The following is a 16,254-nucleotide window of genomic DNA, read 5'->3' on the forward strand; positions in this document are numbered from 1 at the left end:
GCCTCGGGGATCCCGATCAGGGCTGGTCACTGGTCCACCGGGCCCACCGACCGCGAGAGTGGTGACGGCAGGTCCGTTGCGACCGCACCGTCCCGGACCCACAGGGTCCGCAGTACTGGGAGGTACGTACATGACAGGGACGACCATGACCGGTGTGCGACCCGGTGTTCGCGCCGGCGGCGCCAACCGCTGGGTCATCCTCGTCGTCCTCTGTGTGAGCCTGCTGTTCGTGGCGCTCGACGCCACCGTCCTGCACGTCGCGATCCCCTCGGTCACCGAGGACCTGCGGCCGGGCTCCGTCGAACTCCTCTGGATCGTCGACGCCTACCCCCTGGTCTGCGCCGCCCTCCTCATCCTCTTCGGCACCCTGGGCGACCGGATCGGCCGGCGCCGGGTGCTGCTGCTCGGCTACGCGATCTTCGGCGCGGCCTCCGCGGTCGCGGCCCTCGCCGAATCGGCGCCCGTACTGATAACGGCCCGGGCGCTGCTCGGCGTCGGCGGCGCGATGATCATGCCCGCCACGCTCTCCATCCTCCGCGTCGTCTTCCCCGACCGCCGCGAGCGGGCCACCGCCATCGGCATCTGGACGGCGGTCGCCGCGATAGGCGCCGCCGTCGGCCCGGTACTCGGCGGCTTCCTCGTGCAGCACTTCTGGTGGGGCTCGGTCTTCCTCATCAACATCCCGCTGATGGCCCTGATACTGCCGCTCGGCCGCTGGATCCTGCCCGAGTCCAAGGGCAGCTCCGACGGGCCCTGGGACGCGCTCGGCGCGCTGATGGCGGCCGGCGGCATACTCGCCGTGGTGTTCGGAGTGAAGCGGCTCGGCGCCGGAACCGGCATAGTCGACGGCCGCACCCTGGCCGCCCTCTGCCTCGGCACCGCCCTGCTCATCGTGTTCGTCCGCAGGCAGCGCCGCCGCGCGCACCCGCTCGTCGACATCCGGATGTTCTCCCGGCCCGCCTTCGCCACCTCGGTCGGCTGCATCATCGTCGCCATGCTGGCGCTCGTCGGCCTGGAGCTCATAGCCGTCCAGTACCTCCAGCTCGTCCTCGGTCTCTCCCCGCTCCAGACCGGTCTGCGCATGCTTCCGCTGACCTTCGCCGCGATGGCGGCGGGCGCGACCGGGTCGTACACCCTGCGCAGGCTCGGCCCGCGCCGGATGGTCTGTACGGGCTTCGTGCTGACCGCGGGCGCCGTGCTGCTGCTCGTCCTCATGGGCCAGACCGACTGGCCGTCGCTGATGATCGTCTCGTTCGTCATGCTCGGCTTCGGGCTTCAGACCACGCTCTTCGCGGCGTACGAATCGATGCTCAGCGAGGCCCCGCCCGAGCGGGCCGGCGGCGCGGCGGCCATCGGCGAGACCTCCTACCAGCTCGGCGCTGGCATGGGCATCGCGCTGCTCGGCAGCGTCATGAACGCCGCCTACGCACCCGGACTCGCATCCGTCGGCGGGGTCCCCGCCAAGGCGTCGGCCGCCGCGTCCAACTCGCTCGGCGAGGCCTACGACGTCGCCTCCCGCCTCGGCGGCCCGGCCGGCCATGCGCTGCGCACCGCGGCCCGCGACTCCTTCGTGCACGGCCTGCACGTGACGCTGTTCGTCAGCGCCGCGCTCCTGCTCCTCGGCGCGCTGGCCGGGTTGCGGCTGCCGCGGATCATGGACTGTTCGGTGGCCGGGCAGGAGCGGGAACCCGAGCCGGAGCAGCCGCGGCAGGCGCAGCAGCTGAGCGTGAAGCTGCCGTCCCCGGCGCGGCCCGGCGACGTGGCGACCGTGGAGTCTGGACGCACGGGACACTGACCCGTAACGTCAGCGCTCAGGTAATAACTAACACTGCTAGTTTAGTTGAGCGAGAGCCGCGGAGGCGCCCTCATGTCCGCTCCTTCCTCCAAGCTGCCCCCCTTCGACCCGGCCGACCCGCTGGGCATCGACGACCTGCTGAGCCCGGAGGACCTCGCGATCCGCGACACCGTCCGCTCCTGGGCCGCCGACCGGGTCCTGCCGCACATCGCCGAGTGGTACGAGAACGGCGAGCTGCCCGGCATCCGTGAACTGGCCCGCGAACTCGGCTCGATCGGCGCCCTCGGCATGTCCTTGACCGGCTACGGCTGCGCGGGCGCCACCGCCGTCCAGTACGGGCTCGCCTGCCTGGAACTGGAGGCCGCCGACTCCGGGATCCGCTCCCTGGTCTCCGTTCAGGGCTCGCTCGCCATGTACGCGATCTGGCGGTTCGGCTCCGAGGAGCAGAAGCGGCGCTGGCTGCCCGGGATGGCGGCGGGCGAGATCATCGGCTGCTTCGGCCTCACCGAGCCCGACCACGGCTCCGACCCGGCCGGGATGCGGACGTACGCGAAGAGGGACGGCACCGACTGGGTGCTCAGCGGCCGCAAGATGTGGATCACCAACGGTTCGGTGGCGGGCGTCGCGGTGGTCTGGGCCCAGACCGACGAGGACAGCGGGGGCATCCGGGGGTTCGTCGTCCCGACCGACACCCCCGGCTTCTCGGCCCCCGAGATCAAGCACAAGTGGTCGCTGCGGGCCAGCGTCACCAGCGAGCTGGTCATGGACGAGGTGCGGCTGCCCGCCGACGCCGTGCTCCCGGAAGTGACCGGCCTCAAGGGCCCGCTGAGCTGCCTCTCGCACGCGCGGTACGGAATCGTGTGGGGCGCGATGGGCGCGGCCCGCGCCTCCTTCGAAGCGGCCCTCGACTACGCGAAGACCCGCGAGCAGTTCGGCAAACCCATCGGCGGCTTCCAGCTGACCCAGGCCAAGCTCGCCGACATGGCCCTCGAACTGCACAAGGGGATCCTGCTCGCCCACCACCTGGGCCGCCGCATGGACGCGGGTCGGCTCCGCCCGGAACAGGTCAGCTTCGGCAAGCTCAACAACGTGCGGGAGGCGATCGAGATCTGCCGCACCTCGCGCACGATCCTCGGCGCCAACGGGATCTCCCTTGAGTACCCGGTGATGCGGCACGCCACCAACCTGGAATCGGTGCTGACCTACGAGGGCACCGTCGAGATGCACCAGCTGGTGCTGGGCAAGGCGCTCACCGGACTCGATGCCTTCCGGTGAGCGCCTCGCTCGGCTCTGGTTGCTGTGTCTTTCCCGGGGGCGACCCGGCGACCCCCCGCCCCCCGGCCGGAAGCCACCTCTGCCTCAGCTCTGATTGAAGAAGCCACCGGACTGGCGGCCGGCGGGTTCGCCGTTGACGATCTCGGTGTCGACGGGGGTCAGCAGGAAGACCCTCGTCGCCACGCGCTCGATGGAGCCGCGCAGACCGAAGGTGAGCCCGGCCGCGAAGTCGACGACGCGCTTGGCGTCACCGGCGTCCATGGACGTCAGGTTCACGATGACCGGGACGCCCGCGCGGAACAGTTCCCCGATTCCCCGCGCGTCCCCGAAGCCGTCCGGCGTGACGGTGGCGATCCGGCGGCCCTGCTCCTCGGCGACGTCGGAGGCCACCCGCACCCGCGGGTCGGTCACCCAGGCCTCGCCGGACTCGGCGGCACCTTCGGTGTACTCGTCGTCGTAGTAGCGGTCGTCGTTGTCCTCGACAAGCCCCAGCCAGGCACTGGCCTTGCGCACCGATCCCATGGACGCCTCCTCTCACTGCGGTCTTCTTCTTGCTGCTTCTTCAGTTCCGTATCCCTATGGTCGTCCATGATGCGGATGCCGCGCCAAGGGGATAGTCGCCGTGCAGGTGATTCGTGACGGTACTGGCACAGATCATGTGGCGATTCGTCAGGAATCTTCCGGGATGCATCCGGTATGTGAAGCCAGGCGTAACAAAATTATGAATGTCCCTCCACACGAGTGACACAGGCGTCGTACGGGTGAACGGATCACTCGATACGATGCCTGCCGCACTGAAGAACGACGCGTTGGGCGGAGTGCTCAACGTCACTCGGGGGAGAGCTGTGTTCGGAATCGTCAGGCCCTGCTCGCACCGGCTCACCGAGGGCCTGAAAACGGAGTGGATGGCCCATCTCTGCGGGCTCTGCCTGGCACTTCGCTCCGACCACGGGCAGCTCGCCCGGGTCGTGACGAACTACGACGGCCTGATCGTCTCGGTTCTGACGGAGGCTCAGGCCGAGCGGCGCACCGGCCGGCGGCGCACCGCGGGACCCTGTCCTCTGCGTGCGATGCGGACCGCGCCGGTCGCCCAGGGCGAGGGCGCCCGGCTCGCCGCGGCCGTCTCGCTGGTCCTCGCCTCGGCGAAGGTCCGCGACCACGTGGCCGACAGGGACGGCCTGTTGGGGCGCAAGCCGGTCGCGCTCGCGGCCCGTCGCATAGCCAGGAGTTGGGACCGGGCGGGCGCGCGCACCGGTGCCTCGCTCGGGTTCGACACCGCCGTGCTCGTCGACGCCGTCGACCGGCAGGGCGGCATCGAGGCACTCGCGGGCCCGGGCACCCCGCTCCTCGCCGTCACCGAACCCACCGAGACGGCGACTGCGGCCGCCTTCGCGCACACCGCCGTACTCGCCGGGAAGCCGCACAACGCCCAGCCGCTCGCCGAGGCCGGCCGGCTCTTCGGGCGGCTCGCCCATCTCCTGGATGCCGTCGAAGACCGGGAAACTGACGCCGCGTCGGGTGCCTGGAACCCGCTCGCCGCGACCGGCACGGACCTGATCGAGGCTCGTAGGCTCGCCGACGACGCGGTGCACGGCATCCGGCTTGCCCTGCGCGAGGTCGACTTCGTGGACGGCAGGCTCGCCCACGTCCTGCTCGCCCACGAGCTGACCCAGTCCGTGAACCGCTCGTTCCGCACGACGGAGTGCGGTCATCCCCACGACGTCGACCACCAGGCCTCGTACGGCCCCTACGGGCAACCTCCGCAGCACGGCGGCAATCCGTACGGCAACCCGTACGGCTTCCCGCCGGAGCCCCCGCGCCCCGAGCCGCGCGGATTCTTCGCGGGCTGCGCCGCGTTCATCGGGCTCTGCTGCACCTGCAAGATGTGCTGCGCGGACGAGTACGAGGGTCCCTGGTCGCGGAAGAAGCGCGAGGGGTGCTGCAGCGACTGCGACTGTGACTGCGGGTGCTGCGACGCGTGTCAGTGTTGTGAATGCTGCGAGTGCCTCAGCTGCGCCAGCTGCTGAACTCACCCACGAGCAGGGCTACTTGTGTTCCGGCGGTGAGATCTCGGACCGCTCGATGCCCGACTCCGTGGTGCTCCACTTCGCCAGGATCCTGTCGTACGTCCCGTCCTTCTTCAGCTTGTTGACCGCGGCCTGGAAGGCGGGGGCCAGCGGGGTGCCCTTCTTGAAGGCGAAGCCCACGTCCAGGCGGTGGAACTCGTTGAGGAACTTCAGGCCCTCCTGCTGACCCACCGCGTACCGCAGGCCGTTGATCGTCGACATGACGACATCGCTGCGGCCCTGCTGGAGCGAGATCCACAGCGCACCCTGGTCGCTGTAGGTCTGCACCTCGTACGGTTTCTTGCCGGCGGCGGCGCACTTGGCCTTGTTCTTCTCCAGGGTCGCCTCGAACGTGGTGCCCGCGCCGGTCGCCACGTTCAGCCCGCAGAGCTGGGCGAGGTCGGTGACCTGGGTGAGCTTGCTGTCCTTGCGGACGGCGAAGCCCTGGCCGTCGTTGATGTAGGTGACGAAGTCGATGGTCCTGCGCCGCTCGTCGGTGACGCCGAAGTTGCCTGTGCCCACGTCGTACTTGCCGCTGCCTAGCGCGGGCAGGATCACCTCGAAGGAGGCCACCTCGCGCTTGAGTTTCAGGCCGAGCACCTTGGCGACGGCGTCCGCGAAGTCGACGTCCTGCCCGGCCACCGTCTTGCCGTCCTCCAGATAGGTGGCCCCCGGCGGGGTTCCGACGCTGGTGGCGATGGTGAGGGTGCCCGCCTCGCGGACGCTCGCGGGCAGCAGTGCGGCCGCGGCCCCGTCCTTCTGGACGGCCGACACCACATCGGCGGTGGGGACCTTCCCCTTCTGCCCGGCGGGCGCGGCGTTGCCCGCCGCCCCCACTTCGGCCGGGTCCCCGGACCCGCAGGCGGTGAGGCCGAGTGCCGCGGCGGTGATCAGGGCGAACGCGGCGTAGTTGCGCGATCTGCTCAGGCTTCGGGACCTGCTCATGACGGGGTGCGCTCCAGGGATTTCGGGCAGGCGGAAATGCCGACGGGGCATGGAGGTACATGGAGGTACGACGAGGGGAGGGGTGCGCGAGTGATCAGTGAGGTGAAGGCGCGAGGAAGCGGCGCGACAGCGCACGCAGGACGCGGAAGAAGAGGCCGTGCAGGGGGTCAGCTCAACAGGAGGAGGACCACACTCGACCGAAGTCGATGTGGGAGCGCGTGACCAGCCACTGCTGCGAATGCATGGCCCAAGTGGAACAGGCATCCGTTTCCGCGTCAACCGCGCTGAGACGTAACGCCCACAGTGCGGACAAGCTTGACAACCTCCAGCATGCAGCGCATAGCCTCGGGACCGGAAACCGTGCTGAGGGGCTCGGTTCCGCACCACCGCGCGCCCTGTGTTCGTGAAGGCCCATCCCGTGTTCGATCCCTGCATCCACGGAGCCTTCGCATGTCCCTCACCCTGTCCAAACGCCCGTCCGTAGCCCGCGAGGACGGCGCCCCCGAAGCCCTGCGCATCGTTCCCCTGCGCCGAACCGGCCAGCGGGCCACGGCAGTTGTCGTCCTCGTGCTGCTCGGCATCGCGCTCAACTCCGTCGTGCGCAACGAGGCCTTCCAGTGGGGCGTGGTCGCCGACTACTTCGCCACCACCGCCGTACTGCGCGGACTCTGGCTCACCCTGTGGCTCACCGCCGTCGTCATGGCGCTCGGGTTCGCGCTCGGCACGCTGCTCGCGGTCATGCGGCTGTCCGCCAACCCTGTTCTGCGTGGAGTGAGTTGGGGCTACGTATGGCTGTTCCGGTCGACGCCGATCCTCGTGCAGCTGCTCTTCTGGTTCAACATCGGCGCGCTGTACCCGCAGATCCTCGGCGTCCGCACGGTCAACCTGATGGGCCCGGTCACCGTCGCCGTCGTCGGGCTCACCCTGCACGAAGCCGCGTACGCCGCCGAAGTCGTGCGCGGCGGCATCCTCTCCGTCGAGCGCGGCCAGATCGAGGCCGCCCAGTCGCTCGGGCTCGGCCGGCTGCGCCGACTGCGCCGCATCGTCCTGCCGCAGGCCATGCGCTCCATCGTGCCGCCCGCCGGGAACATGCTCATCGGCACCCTCAAGGGCACCTCGATCGTCTCCATCATCGCCGTCAACGACCTGCTGTATTCCGTGCAGTTGGTCTACCACCGCACCTACCAGGTGGTCCCGCTGCTCCTCGTCGCCACCCTCTGGTACGTCGTGGTGACCTCGCTCCTGTCGGTGGGCCAGTACTACGTCGAGCGGTACTACGCGCGCGGCTCGGCGGGTAGCCGGTGAGCGCGTCCATCGTGGTGGTGGGAGCCGGTCCGCGGGGGACCGGTTTCCTGGAGCGGCTCGCCGCCAACCTCCCTTCCCTGTACGGGGACCAGCCTCTCGACGTGCACCTGGTGGACCCCCATCCCGCGGGCGGCGGACGGATCTGGCGGGCCGACCAGTCGCCGCTGCTCTGGATGAACTCCATGGCCGAGGACGTCACCATGTTCACCGACGACACCGTCCAGCAGGACGGCCCGGTGCGCCCCGGGCCCACCCTCGCCGAATGGTCCGGCCTGGACGCCCGCTCCTTCCCCAGTCGGCGGGCGCAGGGCGAGTACCTGCGCTGGGTGTACGAGGACGCCGTGGCCGCGCTGCCGCCCACCGTCACCGTGCGCGAGCACCGCACCCTGGCCACCCGGGTCGGCGGGCCGCGCGAAGGGCGGCAGCGGGTGTGGCTCGAAGGCCGCGCCGAGCCGCTCGTCGCCGATCTGGTGGTGCTCACCCTCGGCCACCTGGACGCCGAACCCGACCAAGAACAACGGGAGTTGGCCGACTTCGCCGACCGGCACGGCCTGGTGCACCTGCCGCCCGCCTTCACCGCCGACAGCGACCTGTCACCCCTGCGCCCCGGCGAAGGTGTCATCGTCCGCGGCTTCGGGCTCGCCTTCGTCGACCTCATGGCCCTGCTCACCGAAGGCCGCGGCGGCCGCTACGACGCCGACGGCGCCTACCATCCCTCCGGGCAGGAACCCGTCCTGTATGTCGGGTCCCGGCGCGGCGTGCCCTACCACTCCAAGATCGGCTACACCTGGACCGGTGAACGCCCGCCGCTGCCCCGCTTCTTCGGGCCCGCCGAGGTCGACGAGATCCTGAGCCGCCCGCACCGGCCCGACTTCCGGCGCGACCTCTGGCCCCTGATCGGCAAGGAGCTGGGCTTCGCCCACTACCACCGCCTCTTCACCGCCCACCCCGAGCGCACCGCCGTCGACTGGCCCGACTTCGAGGAGAAGTACGCCGCCGCCGACCCGGCAGGACCCGACCTCCAGGCCCTGATCGCCGCCTCCGTCCCCGACCCCGCCGACCGCCTCGACCTCGAAGCCCTGGACCACCCGCTCGACGGGCTCCGCTTCACCTCGTACGAGAGCCTCCAGGACGGCCTTCGCGCGCACATCCGGGATGACCTGACGCGACGTCATGATGCCGATCACAGCGAGGACTTGGCGGTGTTCCTCGGGCTGCTCTCGGTCTACGGGCAGCTGCTGCGCGTCGGGGACGTGGGCGGCTGGTGGCACGGGTTCTTCAGCTTCCTGGCCTCCGGGCCGCCCGGGCCCCGGCTTCGGCAACTGCTCGCGCTGTCCGACGCGGGCATCGTGCGCTTCCTCGGCGCGGGCGTCACCGTCGAGGCCGACGAGGCCAAGGGCGTCTTCCGGGCGGGCAGCGCCAGCGTGCCCGGGCAGTGGATCGAGGCGGCGGCCCTGGTCGAGGCCCGGCTGCCCGAGCCCAGCGCGGAACGCCCCGGCAGCCCGCTCCTTCGCGCGCTGTACGAGGAGGGCGCGGGAGCCGCCGACACCGGACTGCTCCAGGTGGACCCAGCCGACGGGCGCGTCACCGGACGCGACGGCCGGGCCCATCCGCGCCGGTTCGCGCTCGGCCCCTTCACCGTCGCCCGTGCGGCGGGGGCGTTCACCAGGCCGCGCACCGGAGGCGCCGCCTTCCGGCAGAACGACGCAACAGCCCGCGCCGCGCTGACCTTCCTGCGCGACCTCGCGTGTCGCCGCCTCAGCGCCTGAGCGCCGCCCCCGTACCCCCTTCCCGAAGGATCCCCATGTCACTCACCAGCACCTCCATGGTCGAAGTCCGGTCCGTGCACAAGAGGTTCGGCTCCCTCGAAGTCCTGCGGGGCATCGACCTGGACGTCCGGGCCGGCGAGGTCACCGTCGTCCTCGGCCCTTCCGGCTCCGGGAAGTCGACGCTTCTGCGCACCATCAACCATCTGGAGAAGGTGGACAGCGGCCGGATCACCGTCGACGGCACGCTCGTCGGCTACCGGCGCAACGGCAACAAGCTGTACGAGCTGCGGGAACGCGATGTCCTCAGGCAGCGCGCCCAGATCGGCTTCGTCTTCCAGAACTTCAACCTCTTCCCTCACCTCACCGTCCTCGACAACATCGTCGAGGCGCCGGTCGCGGCCCTGAAGCGGCCCCGGAAGGACGCGGTGGCCGCGGCAGGGAAGCTGCTCGCCCGGGTCGGTCTCGCCGACAAGGCGGACGCGTATCCGAGGCAGCTCTCCGGCGGACAGCAGCAGCGCGTCGCCATCGCCCGCGCGCTCGCCCTCGAACCGAAGCTGCTGCTCTTCGACGAGCCGACGTCCGCGCTCGACCCCGAGCTGGTGGGTGAAGTCCTGGACGTCATCAAGGACTTGGCGGCTTCCGGCACCACGATGATCGTCGTCACGCACGAGATCGGCTTCGCCCGCGAGGTCGCCGACACCGTCGTGTTCATGGACGGCGGGGCGATCGTCGAGCAGGGCCCGCCCGCCGAAGTGCTCGACGCCCCGCGGCACGAGCGCACCCGCGCCTTCCTCTCGAAGGTCCTGTGATGCCCCTGGAGGCGGTGCCGCGGTCCGAGATCAACCCGCCGGGTTCGCCCGGAGAGCTGCCGGCCGACCCCGGCCAACCGTCCACCCCGGAAAGGTCCACCATGTCCGCACCACTGGTCCGCAGCCCCGTGCACCTCGCCGTCTCCCTCGACGGGGCGGGGCACTACGACCCCGGGTATTTCGTGCGGCTCGCCCGCCTCGCCGAGCAGGGGACGCTCGACTTCGTCACGCTCGGGGACTCCTTCGCGCGGGCCGGGCTCGACGCGCTCGCCGTGCTGTCCCGGGTCGCGCCCGCCACCGAAAGGATCGGGCTCGTCCCGGTCGTGAACACCACGCACACCGAGCCGTTCCACGTGTCCTCGGCCGTGGCCACCCTCGACTGGGTGAGCGGGGGCCGGGCCGGGTGGAGTCCCGAGGTGTCCACCTCCGAGGCCGAGGCGCGGCTCTTCGGGCGGCGGCCGGCCGCCCGCACCGCCGAGGTGTGGCACGAGGCCCGCGAAGTCGCCGATGTGGCGGCCAAGTTGTGGGACTCCTGGGAGGACGACGCCGAAATACGCGACGAGCCGACCGGCCGGTTCATCGACCGCGACAAGCTGCACTACGTCGATTTCGAGGGGCGGAGCTTCTCGGTGCGGGGCCCGGCCATCGTGCCTCGGCCGCCCCAGGGGCATCCCGTCACCGTCATCGACGCGACCGCCGCCGAACCGAGGGCCGCCGCCGTCCGGCACGCCGACGTCGCGCTCGTACGCACCCAGGATCCGCTCGCCGCCCGCACCGCGCGCGGGGAGCTGCACGACCGGGCCCGCGCGCACGGCCGGGACCCCGAGCGGCTGCGGGTGTTCGGCTCGCTCCCGGTGGCGCTTGCCACCACCGCCGACGCCGTGGAGCTGGCCGGGCTCATCGGCGACTGGCACCAGGAGGGCGCCGTCGACGGCTTCCACCTGCGCCTCGCCGAACCCGGGCGCGACCTCGCGCTCATCGTGAAGGCCACCGTCCCGGTCCTCCAGCACCGCGGTCTGCTGCGGAGCTTCTATCCGGGCGCCACCCTCCGCGAACACCTGGGCCTGGCACGGCCCGTCAACCAGTACGCCACCGCAGGGGGAGGCCGCCATGAGCGCGGTTAAGAAGCAGATCCATCTCGCCGCCCATTTCCCCGGCGTCAACAACACCACCGTCTGGGCCGACCCGCGCTCCAAGTCGCAGATCGACTTCTCCTCCTTCGAGCACCTCGCCCGGACCGCCGAACGCGGCAGGTTCGACTTCTTCTTCCTCGCCGAAGGGCTCCGGCTGCGCGAGCACAAGGGGCGTATCCACGACCTCGACGTGGTCGGGCGGCCCGAGTCGATCACCCTCCTCAACGCACTCGCGGCCGTCACCGACCGGCTCGGGCTCGCCGCCACAGTGAACGCGACGTTCAACGAGCCGTACGAGATCGCCCGCAGGTTCGCCTCGCTCGACCACCTCAGCGGCGGCCGGGCCGCCTGGAACGTGGTGACCTCGCCCGACGCCTTCACCGGCGAGAACTTCCGCCGCGGTGGATTTCTCGACCGAGGGGACCGCTATACGCGTGCCGCCGAATTCGTGGCCACGGCAAGGGAGTTGTGGGATTCCTGGGGGCCGGAAGGAGCGCCGCGGCCCTTCGCGCACCACGGGCAGCACTTCTCCATCGAGGGGAAGTTCGGGGTGCCGCGCTCCCCGCAGGGGCACCCCGTCGTCATCCAGGCCGGCGACTCCGGCGAGGGCCGCGAGTTCGCGGCCTCGGCCGCCGACGTCATCTTCACCCGGCACGGCACCCTGGAAGCGGGCCGCGCCTTCTACGCCGACGTGAAGGGACGCCTTGCCCAGTACGGCAGGGAACCCGACGACCTCAAGATCATGCCCGGGGTCACCTTCGTGCTCGGCGACACCGCGGCCGAGGCCCAGGAGAAGGCCGCCGAGATCCGCCACCAGCAGGTCTCGCCGCAGAACGCGATCCTCGCCCTCGAACAGATCTGGGGCCGCGACCTGTCGGCCTACGACCCGGACGGCCCGCTGCCCGAGATCGACCCCGACCCGGACTCCGCGCTCGTCCAGGGCCGGGTGAAGATCACCAATGCCCTTGAGATCGCCGCCAAATGGCGCGCCCTGTCCGAGGCCAAGGGGCTCTCCATCCGCCAGACGGTCATCGAGACCACCGGCCGCCAGTCCTTCATCGGCACCCCGGACACCGTCGCCGCCGAACTCGACGCGTTCGTGCAGAACGACGCCGCCGACGGCTTCATCCTCGTACCCCATCTCACCCCCGGCGGCCTGGACGACTTCGTCGACCAGGTGGTGCCACGGCTCCAGGAACGCGGCGCGTTCCGCACGCAATACACCGGGTCCACGCTGCGCTCGCACCTCGGACTGCGCACCCCGGTGTGGAAAGGTTGATCGCATGAGCACGCAAGCACCGCAGGACCCCCGGTCCGACCACGCCCTCGTCTGGAAGAAGTGGCACGAGCACCGCATCGCCTCGGTCTCCGCGCCGTACGGACCGCTCGCCCTGACCGGGACCCACTGGCTCGCGGACGGCGTGCCCGAGGAGCTCGGCCGGTGGCGCGAGGACGGCGACGAGGTGATCCTCACCGCCTGTGCCGAGCATCAACTTACCCTGGACGGCACACCGTTGAAGGGTGAGGTGCGGCTCGGTGCCGACGTCGGTCCGGCCGGGGAGTCCCGGCTCGCGCAGGGCGACCGCAGGCTCGTCGTGCTGCGCCGCGAGGGGCTGTGGGCGGTACGGGTGTGGGACCCGGCCTCCCCGGCGCGCGAGGCCTTCGCGGGCATCGACGCCACCCCGTACGAGGAGCGGTTCCGGCTGCCCGGCACCTTCCGCCCGTACGAGCGGCAGCGGGTGAAGGTGGCGAACGCGGACGGGGTCGAGCGCGGGCTCGAACTCGCCGGGGAGATCGCCTTTACGCTCGGCGGGCAGGAGCACACCCTCCAGGTCTCGGTCGAGGCCGACGGTTCGCTGTGGGCGGTGTTCGCCGACGGGACCAGCGGGAAGTCCACCTTCCGGTTCCGCTTCCTGCGGCCCGAAGCACCCGCCGCCGACCGCTCGGTGACCGTCGACTTCAACCGCGCCCAGCTGCCGCCCTGCGCCTTCGCCGACCACTTCATCTGTCCCTTCCCGCCCCCGGGCAACACCCTTCCCATCGACATTCCGGTGGGGGAGCGGAACATCCGCACCAGTTGACCCCGGCGCGCGCATCCTCGCGGAGCCCGGCCTGAAGGCACCCTTGCGCGCCCGGCCGGGCCCCCGAATACTCCTCCGCAGCGCTTGTCAGGAGCACGGCTTGCGCCTCATTGGGCTGTCGTGGTCCTCGGCTGCGCCTCACGGGGTCCCTCCCCTTTCACGGGCCCCCTCAATTCCCCTCGGGAGGAAAAGAAGTGAGGATCAAGCGCACCACCCCCACATCCCCCACCACTCTCGCGAGACGCACCAGGCTCGCCGCCGTCGCCACCGGCCTGCTCGCCGCGGTGGCCATAGCCGTCCCCAACGCCAGCGCCACACCGACCCACACGTTCGGCTCCGCCGCCCTGACCGCGGCCAGTGACGCCGTGCGCGGAGCGGACGTGGCCGGAACCGCCTGGAGCGTGGACAGCGCGACCGGCAAGGTCGTCGTCACCGCCGACTCCACCGTCTCGGCGGCCGATCTGGCGAAGATCAAGCGCCAGGCCGGGGCCAACGCGGGCGCCCTGCGCATCGAGCGGACCCCCGGCAAGTTCACCAAGCTGCTCTCCGGCGGCGACGCCATCTACACCACCAGCTGGCGCTGCTCGCTGGGCTTCAACGTCAAGAAGGGCTCCACGTACTACTTCCTGACGGCCGGTCACTGCACCCAGGGCTACCCGAACTACTACACCAGCTCGTCGCACTCGACGAGCATCGGGCCGACCGTGGGCACCAGCTTCCCGGGCAACGACTACGGTCTCGTGAAGTACACCAACACCGCGCTCGCGCACCCGAGCGCGGTGGGCAGCCAGCGCATCACCAGTGCCGCCGACCCGAGGGTCGGCCAGACGGTCACCCGGCGCGGCTCGACCACCGGCATCCACAGCGGCAAGGTCACCGCGCTCAACCAGACGGTCAACTACGGCAACGGCGACATCGTCTCCGGCCTCATCAGGACCACGGTGTGTGCCGAGCCCGGCGACTCCGGCGGCCCGCTGTACGCCGGCTCCACCGCGCTCGGCCTCACCTCGGGCGGCAGCGGCAACTGCAGCTCCGGCGGAACGACCTTCTTCCAGCCGGTGGTCGAAGCCATGAACGCCTATGGTGTGAGCCTTTTCTGACGATACGTCACAGAAATTTGACGGTACGTCACTGAATGCGGCCGACCGCAGGCCAAGGCCCCCGCCCGGGAGATCCGGACGGGGGCTTCCGGCTGGACGCGATGCGCTGTTTTGAGAGGATGTGCAAGGGCACGACGTAGAAACAGGTCCGTCAGTGACCGGCGCCGGACACACGGGGTGAGACGCATTGAAGCGCATCGGAGTGACCGGTCACCGCGACATCCCGCCCGACGCCTTCGAGGAGATCCGCGACCGGCTGCGCGCCCTGCTCCTCGGCCACGAGGGCTCCCTGGAGGCGCTCTCCAGCCTCGCCACCGGCGCCGACCAGCTCTTCGCCGACATCGCCCTGGACTGCGGCGCCGCCCTCACCGTGGTGATCCCGAGCGGCGACTACGAGACGGGCTTCGCGGACGCGGCCGAACTGGCCCGCTACCGGGGCCTGAAGCGTCGCGCCAGCCAGGAGATCGCGCTCGGCTACCCCCACTCCACGGACGAGGCCTACTACGCGGCCGGCGCCTACATCGCCGACAACTGCGACCGGCTCGTCGCCGTCTGGGACGGTCTGCCGGCCCGCGGCCTCGGCGGCACCGGCGACATCGTGCAGTACGCCCGCAGCCTCGGCCGTCCCGTCACGGTCATCTGGCGGGACGGCAGCCGCAGGGCGTGACGCGGGGCCGGGGCGGGGGGCAGTGGGCGTCAACTCCGCAGCCGGGCAAGCCAGTCCGTGTGCTGGGGCGAGACGATGCGCTCGGTTTCGTACACGGCCTGCGGCCACTGCCGCTCGGTCACCATGTTCTCCATCGCCACATGCATCTCCATCAGGTCCTGCTCGACCAGCGAATGGGCCGAGATCAGCGGCTGATGGCGGCGGATCTCGCTCCACGCGAGACAGGCCGCGGCCGAGGCCGACAGGACACCCGCCATGTTCACCTTCTCCGCGACCGAGAAGGTCTGGAGAACGGCGAAAAAAAGGGCGAGGAGGGTCAACAGCGTGATCGCCGTCGACCACAGCCTGGTCGCGCGCCGCGAGGTCTCCTGGCGCCGCCGGTACCAGTTGCGCTGCTCGATGAGCCGGTCGCGTACGTAGGTCTCCTTGCGTACGTTGAACGACTTGCCCCGTAACTCCCGCATGCTCGGGGTCACAAGACCTCCCGAGGCCAGCTCGCCGTCCTCGCGGGGGTCGCGCCAGCCGACCTTCTTCAGCTCCCGCAGCCCCTCCTCGACGCGGGTGACGAACAGGGCGTCCGGGTCGGGGACGCCCAGGTCGAAGGGGGCGCCGTGAACGGCGTAGCGCCAGCACATCGACTTGATGTACTCGGCGGCGGAACGGTTGAGCTGCCAGTGCGAGGCGGCGTGACGCCGGGCCGCCCCGAAGCTCGCGAGCAGTACTCCCGCGTACGCGAGCGCACTCAGCGCGCTGAGCACCTGGAAGTCCTCGCCGACCCGGACCTGCGGCAGCGCCGCCGCGAGCGCGCCGACGACGAGGAGTGAGAGCTGGGTGCGGGTCAGCTTGACCGCCGCCTGCTGCCGACCGATCGCCAGCGCGTCCGCGTGGTGGAAGAGGCCCGGCAGATCCGCGTTCCGGAAGACCATGCTCTGCAATGGGCCGGGAATCGCCGTCACATGCACCCCCGTCTGCGGTTTTGCCTTCATTCTTTCCTAGGGATGGCAGGTGTGCGCCCCGTTTGTGTGCTCCATCCACTGATGGGGATGAGAGTAAAGTCGTCCCGCCGACACTGCAACGGTGCATGTGCCGGTGCCACTGTCCACGTGCGGTTATCACTCACCCCAGGGACGAACGTGAAAACCTCCATGAATTCAGCCCCATTCGCCGCTGCGAAGAAGGACCGGGTGCCGCTGGCCGAACTGGCCGCGAAGGGCGCGGACCGGGCTTCGGAAAGGCGCCTCAGCAGGATCCTGGCCGCCCGGGAGGGCCGCCCAGTCACCGTGTCCGCCTTCAACTCCGCGCTCTGACA

Annotated in this window: 15 protein-coding genes; 12 read left to right on the forward strand and 3 right to left on the reverse strand. The window is 70.6% G+C overall.

Features of this window, described 5'->3' with window-relative positions; translation table 11 throughout:
• Positions 1-130 precede the first annotated feature (130 nt).
• On the forward strand, positions 131-1,795 hold the full coding sequence (locus ACWC2B_RS31535; protein WP_450722593.1) for an MFS transporter: 1,665 nt from the start codon (positions 131-133) through the stop codon (positions 1,793-1,795).
• Positions 1,796-1,867: 72 nt separating this feature from the next.
• A complete protein-coding gene (locus tag ACWC2B_RS31540) occupies positions 1,868-3,070 on the forward strand; it encodes an acyl-CoA dehydrogenase family protein (protein WP_450722595.1) in 1,203 nt (400 codons plus the stop codon).
• 84 nt (positions 3,071-3,154) lie between these two features.
• On the opposite strand, the gene ACWC2B_RS31545 is transcribed toward ACWC2B_RS31540, so the two are convergent.
• Positions 3,155-3,592 carry a cell division protein SepF gene (locus tag ACWC2B_RS31545; protein ID WP_450722597.1) on the reverse strand — a complete coding sequence of 146 codons (438 nt, stop codon included), beginning with the start codon at positions 3,590-3,592 and terminating at the stop codon, positions 3,155-3,157.
• Between the two features lie 323 nt (positions 3,593-3,915).
• On the opposite strand from ACWC2B_RS31545, the gene ACWC2B_RS31550 reads away from it, so the two are divergent.
• Entirely contained in the window at positions 3,916-5,097 is a 1,182-nt protein-coding gene (locus ACWC2B_RS31550) for a DUF5685 family protein (RefSeq protein ID WP_450722640.1), read from the forward strand.
• A gap of 18 nt (positions 5,098-5,115) precedes the next feature.
• On the opposite strand, the gene ACWC2B_RS31555 is transcribed toward ACWC2B_RS31550, so the two are convergent.
• The gene (locus tag ACWC2B_RS31555) at positions 5,116-6,063 is read right to left on the reverse strand and encodes an ABC transporter substrate-binding protein (RefSeq protein ID WP_450722641.1); all 948 of its coding nucleotides are present in this window, start codon (positions 6,061-6,063) and stop codon (positions 5,116-5,118) included.
• Positions 6,064-6,531: 468 nt separating this feature from the next.
• Between ACWC2B_RS31555 and ACWC2B_RS31560 the strand changes: the two genes are divergently transcribed.
• From ACWC2B_RS31560 to ACWC2B_RS31595, 8 genes are all read left to right on the forward strand, one after another.
• The gene (locus ACWC2B_RS31560) at positions 6,532-7,386 is read left to right on the forward strand and encodes an amino acid ABC transporter permease (RefSeq protein ID WP_450722599.1); all 855 of its coding nucleotides are present in this window, start codon (positions 6,532-6,534) and stop codon (positions 7,384-7,386) included.
• A complete protein-coding gene (locus ACWC2B_RS31565; protein WP_450722601.1) occupies positions 7,383-9,155 on the forward strand; it encodes an FAD/NAD(P)-binding protein in 1,773 nt (590 codons plus the stop codon). The genes ACWC2B_RS31560 and ACWC2B_RS31565 overlap by 4 nt, the downstream gene beginning before the upstream one ends.
• A gap of 56 nt (positions 9,156-9,211) precedes the next feature.
• A complete protein-coding gene (locus ACWC2B_RS31570) occupies positions 9,212-9,964 on the forward strand; it encodes an amino acid ABC transporter ATP-binding protein (protein ID WP_450722643.1) in 753 nt (250 codons plus the stop codon).
• A gap of 101 nt (positions 9,965-10,065) precedes the next feature.
• Entirely contained in the window at positions 10,066-11,088 is a 1,023-nt protein-coding gene (locus ACWC2B_RS31575) for an LLM class flavin-dependent oxidoreductase (RefSeq protein WP_450722603.1), read from the forward strand.
• Positions 11,075-12,376 carry an NtaA/DmoA family FMN-dependent monooxygenase gene (locus ACWC2B_RS31580; RefSeq protein WP_450722605.1) on the forward strand — a complete coding sequence of 434 codons (1,302 nt, stop codon included), beginning with the start codon at positions 11,075-11,077 and terminating at the stop codon, positions 12,374-12,376. Before ACWC2B_RS31575 ends, ACWC2B_RS31580 begins: the two co-directional genes overlap by 14 nt.
• Positions 12,377-12,380: 4 nt before the next feature.
• Entirely contained in the window at positions 12,381-13,178 is a 798-nt protein-coding gene (locus ACWC2B_RS31585; protein WP_450722607.1) for a DUF1684 domain-containing protein, read from the forward strand.
• A gap of 194 nt (positions 13,179-13,372) precedes the next feature.
• Positions 13,373-14,278 (forward strand): S1 family peptidase, encoded by a 906-nt coding sequence (locus ACWC2B_RS31590; protein WP_450722609.1) that lies wholly within the window; start codon positions 13,373-13,375, stop codon positions 14,276-14,278.
• A gap of 187 nt (positions 14,279-14,465) precedes the next feature.
• Complete coding sequence (locus ACWC2B_RS31595) at positions 14,466-14,945, forward strand: hypothetical protein (protein ID WP_450722611.1); 480 nt, start codon at positions 14,466-14,468, stop codon at positions 14,943-14,945.
• A 29-nt stretch (positions 14,946-14,974) separates the two neighbouring features.
• On the opposite strand, the gene ACWC2B_RS31600 is transcribed toward ACWC2B_RS31595, so the two are convergent.
• A complete protein-coding gene (locus ACWC2B_RS31600; RefSeq protein ID WP_450722613.1) occupies positions 14,975-15,871 on the reverse strand; it encodes a DUF4231 domain-containing protein in 897 nt (298 codons plus the stop codon).
• 219 nt (positions 15,872-16,090) lie between these two features.
• Here ACWC2B_RS31600 and ACWC2B_RS31605 point away from each other — a divergent pair, with 219 nt between their 5' ends.
• Positions 16,091-16,252, forward strand: a complete 162-nt coding sequence (locus ACWC2B_RS31605; RefSeq protein ID WP_450722615.1) for a hypothetical protein — start codon at positions 16,091-16,093, stop codon at positions 16,250-16,252.
• Positions 16,253-16,254 lie beyond the last annotated feature (2 nt).

The organism is Streptomyces sp. NPDC001415, from assembly GCF_053597395.1.

Bases quoted from the DNA above. Each gene is read 5' to 3' on its own strand.
- ACWC2B_RS31575 (WP_450722603.1), top strand. From the start codon at position 10,066: ATGTCCGCACCACTGGTCCGCAGCCCCGTGCACCTCGCCGTCTCCCTC.
- ACWC2B_RS31560 (WP_450722599.1), top strand. From the start codon at position 6,532: ATGTCCCTCACCCTGTCCAAACGCCCGTCCGTAGCCCGCGAGGACGGC.
- ACWC2B_RS31580 (WP_450722605.1), top strand. From the start codon at position 11,075: ATGAGCGCGGTTAAGAAGCAGATCCATCTCGCCGCCCATTTCCCCGGC.
- ACWC2B_RS31570 (WP_450722643.1), top strand. From the start codon at position 9,212: ATGGTCGAAGTCCGGTCCGTGCACAAGAGGTTCGGCTCCCTCGAAGTC.
- ACWC2B_RS31585 (WP_450722607.1), top strand. From the start codon at position 12,381: ATGAGCACGCAAGCACCGCAGGACCCCCGGTCCGACCACGCCCTCGTC.
- ACWC2B_RS31605 (WP_450722615.1), top strand. From the start codon at position 16,091: ATGAATTCAGCCCCATTCGCCGCTGCGAAGAAGGACCGGGTGCCGCTG.
- ACWC2B_RS31545 (WP_450722597.1), bottom strand. From the start codon at position 3,592: ATGGGATCGGTGCGCAAGGCCAGTGCCTGGCTGGGGCTTGTCGAGGAC.
- ACWC2B_RS31540 (WP_450722595.1), top strand. From the start codon at position 1,868: ATGTCCGCTCCTTCCTCCAAGCTGCCCCCCTTCGACCCGGCCGACCCG.
- ACWC2B_RS31600 (WP_450722613.1), bottom strand. From the start codon at position 15,871: ATGGTCTTCCGGAACGCGGATCTGCCGGGCCTCTTCCACCACGCGGAC.
- ACWC2B_RS31535 (WP_450722593.1), top strand. From the start codon at position 131: ATGACAGGGACGACCATGACCGGTGTGCGACCCGGTGTTCGCGCCGGC.